Origin of the sequence: Streptococcus oralis (assembly GCF_001578945.1) — a bacterium.
GTDB classification, from domain to species: Bacteria; Bacillota; Bacilli; order Lactobacillales; family Streptococcaceae; genus Streptococcus; species Streptococcus oralis_Q.
On sequence record NZ_KQ969550.1, the window covers coordinates 11,613 to 14,986 of the forward strand.

2 protein-coding genes and 2 pseudogenes are annotated in these 3,374 nt (G+C 38.6%); all 4 read right to left on the minus strand.

Annotated features, from left to right (window positions below):
* Positions 1-288: pseudogene (locus tag SORDD16_RS11420) on the minus strand (hypothetical protein); the annotation flags it as partial.
* A gap of 140 nt (positions 289-428) precedes the next feature.
* Positions 429-668 (minus strand): hypothetical protein, encoded by a 240-nt coding sequence (locus tag SORDD16_RS11425; RefSeq protein ID WP_061451854.1) that lies wholly within the window; start codon positions 666-668, stop codon positions 429-431.
* Positions 669-736: 68 nt separating this feature from the next.
* Positions 737-3,124 (minus strand): accessory Sec system translocase SecA2, encoded by a 2,388-nt coding sequence (gene secA2 / locus SORDD16_RS00050; protein ID WP_061451855.1) that lies wholly within the window; start codon positions 3,122-3,124, stop codon positions 737-739.
* A pseudogene (locus SORDD16_RS11430) lies at positions 3,114-3,374 on the minus strand (accessory Sec system protein Asp3); the annotation flags it as partial. The pseudogene SORDD16_RS11430 and the gene secA2, both read right to left, overlap by 11 nt.

Here is a 3,374-nt window from a genome sequence, read left to right on the forward strand (position 1 = left end):
AGAAATCGATTCCCACTCACTCTGGCTCAGGCTATAGAACTCTGACTCAGAAACACTCTGACTCGCTTGTTCTGATTCACTCAAGGAAAGTGACCTAGAGACACTAGGATTTTGATCATAAAAAACTGACTCTGGGTATGAAATGCTTTCACTCAAAGAGAGTGCATCCGTATCTTGAAAAAGAGACTCACCTGCCAAATACTTAGAAATAGAGAGGCTATCAACCAAGGAAAGAGACTCAAATTCAGATTCCGAAGAAGAGACCACTAATGAGTAGTTCTCAGACATGGACTCTCGAAGTGAGAACCCTTTTGCGGATATACTCTGACTAAACGATTCACTGTAGGAATCTGAGACAGAAAGACTGAGGGAAGATAAAGCACTAGTTGACAAGCTCTGACTAACATCCCTTATCAAGTCAGCCACCCCTAAACTATTTTTTCCTGAAAGTCTTCTAAGGCTTCCATGACAGAAATTGACTCTGTTGGTAACTCAAAATCTTCACTAGCACTCAAAATAATTTCCTTTTGCTCTTTGAATTTTCGACTAACGGGCTTTAATTTAGTTGCATTCAGGCTATGATAATCGCTATCTTCCTCACTCTTTTGCTTAAACTTTGATATCAAACGTTTAAATCCCTTTAGCTCTTTGTTATTATTTTTACTCATAATATGATTTTCTCCCAAAATACAGTTATATCATCATTATAAAGTCTCTAACAGAATCTGTCAAAGTATTAGCCAAAGAAAACTTCTAATTTCCCAGAAGGCTTAATATTAATATAACTCAATGACATATTTTTTATAATGTTTAGATTTATATCTGCATTCATTCTTTTATATGATTTAAAGGCTTCTTTATGAAATTCAAAGACAGGATTTTTTTGGGCATATCCTTGACTAGACACCAAACCTTGAAATTGTTGTAAATAGTCAACTTGCTCGACCCAACAGTCATCTATCGCTCTCAAAACGACAGTTCGCTGAAATTGATTAAATAACTCTGAATCCTTGATTTTATCTTTTTTCTGCTGGTATTCTGAAACAAGGAGGTCAGATAAAAACTTTTTAACTTGCCGTAAATCCGTGACATCTAGATCATCTGGAATATCCTCGCAGTAATAACTAATGTTATCCAAAACAAAGCGAAATAAATCCGCCCGCTCTTTAAACGGTGTTTTACTTGTATAAATGTCCACTGCATCCGATAGGATAGACAAGAAATAGGTCAAATCAAAGTCCGGATGGGAAATGAATTTATTACGCTTATTATAGATAATCTGTCGTTGAATACGGATACTTTCATCATACCGTTCTGTTGAACGTCTAGAAGCCGCTGACGCGTTATCACTATTCTTCTGTGCCTCTTCAACTGCATATCTGATACGACGAGAGGTCAAATGATTTTTTTGTTTTTCCTCTGGTTTTGCGATCTCTTTATGATAGTACTCGCTAATCCATTTGCTACCGGACTTGGAGATAAGATCATCCTCAAGAGAAATAAAGAATTTGCTCAATCCTGGAGCACCTTGTCGTCCGGCACGACCGCGAAGCTGTAAATCCACTCGCTCACTGGACATTCTCTCTGTTCCAACAACAGCGAGTCCACCTAACTCAGCAACACCCTCTTCCAAGATAATATCTGTTCCACGGCCTGCCATTGATGTTGCTACTGTTACTGCAGAACGCCTACCTGCCAGTGCGATCATCTCAGCTTCCTTCGCTACATTATGGGCGTTCAACACATTATGAGCGATTCCCTCTTGGAGCAAGAGCATAGAATAAATCTCAGACATTCCAACCGATCCTGTCGCAATTAAAACTGGCTGTCCTTTTTTATGTAATTTTTTAATATACTCCAATGAAGCATATAACTTTTGAGGAATCGTGAGGTAGATTTCATCTGGATAATCAATTCGTAAATTGGGTTTTCGTGTAGGAACAACCACGACCCCCAAGTCGTAAACATCTCTAAACTCCTCTTCACAAACTTTACCTGTACCTGTCATTCCTGCTAATTTTGGAAACATTCTAAATAAATTTTGATAAGTAATAGAGGCCATCGAACGCGTTTCCAATGTGATTTTCACACGTTCTCTAGCTTCTAGTGCTTGGTGAAGTCCTGATTGGAGTTTGTTTCCTTCTAAGAGACGTCCTGTCGCCTCATCCATCAGTTTAACTTCACCATTATCCACCGTGTACTGACGATCTTTTTCAAATAAGTGGTTGGCTCTCAAAGCTAGGTTAATTTGGCGAATGAGCTGGTAATTATCTGGATCGTAGGCATTTTGCACGCGGAAATAGACTTCGGCTTCCTTCACTCCTTTTCTTGTCAACCATACAGATGTTCGAGTAGAGTCTAAATTAAAATCTTCTCCCTCTTTTAGAGTTTTCACAAATTCATCACACGAGAGAAAGAGATTGGATTGAACCCGAGGAGAACCTGAAATGATTAAGGGCATCTGCGCACTATCTAGTAAGGCTGCATCCACTTCATCGACCAAACAAAAATAAAATTTCGGCAAAAACTTCTTTGATCGAGATGTCGCCAAGTTCTCTTCTAGGTAATCAAACCCTAACGCACTATGTGTTGTATAGACAATATCACTCTTATAGATTTGTTGTTTTTGAGAAATTTTAAGTTTTTTTGTCGAGTCTTCCAAGACACCCACTCCAACTGTCATTCCTAAAAATCGAAAAACAGGTTCCATTTGTTTGGCGTCACGCACCGCCAAATACTCATTAGCCGTGACTAAGATCGTACTTTTTTCCGTCAAAGCATTTAGGTATAAAGGAAGGATAGCTGTCAAAGTTTTTCCTTCTCCCGTTCTCATTTCTGCAATCTGATTATCTTGCATAACTAGAGCCCCTAAAACCTGAACATCATAAGGATATAATCCTAATACACGCTTGGCCGCCTCACGAATGGTTGCATAAGCTTCTGGCAAAATGGTCTGCAAACTTTCTCCTCCAGAAAGGCGGTTCTTAAACCATTTTGTCTGAGCCTGCAGTTCCTCATTTGACATAGCTGCATAACTATCAGATAGTTTATTAACCTTCTCCAAAATCTTTTTGTAACGCATTAGTTTATAGGAGTTGGTCAAATTGAATCGTTTAGTTTTCATTCTCTCTCATCCACTCTTCAATCTTCTCCAAGTCAATCACCTGAAGTAAAAATGACTTATCTAATAAATAATCAATGTTTGCTAGCTCACGTGGTCTAGTCTTCAAATTCGCATATTCCCTAACTTTTATCGGATTAAATTGCTGTAACAATAGTTCTTTAAAAATAGGCGGATTCACTCGAGCACGGTAACGTTCCAGCAAGCGTTGATAGTCTAGCTCACTCAAAAACTCATTAGTCACAAGAGCGTA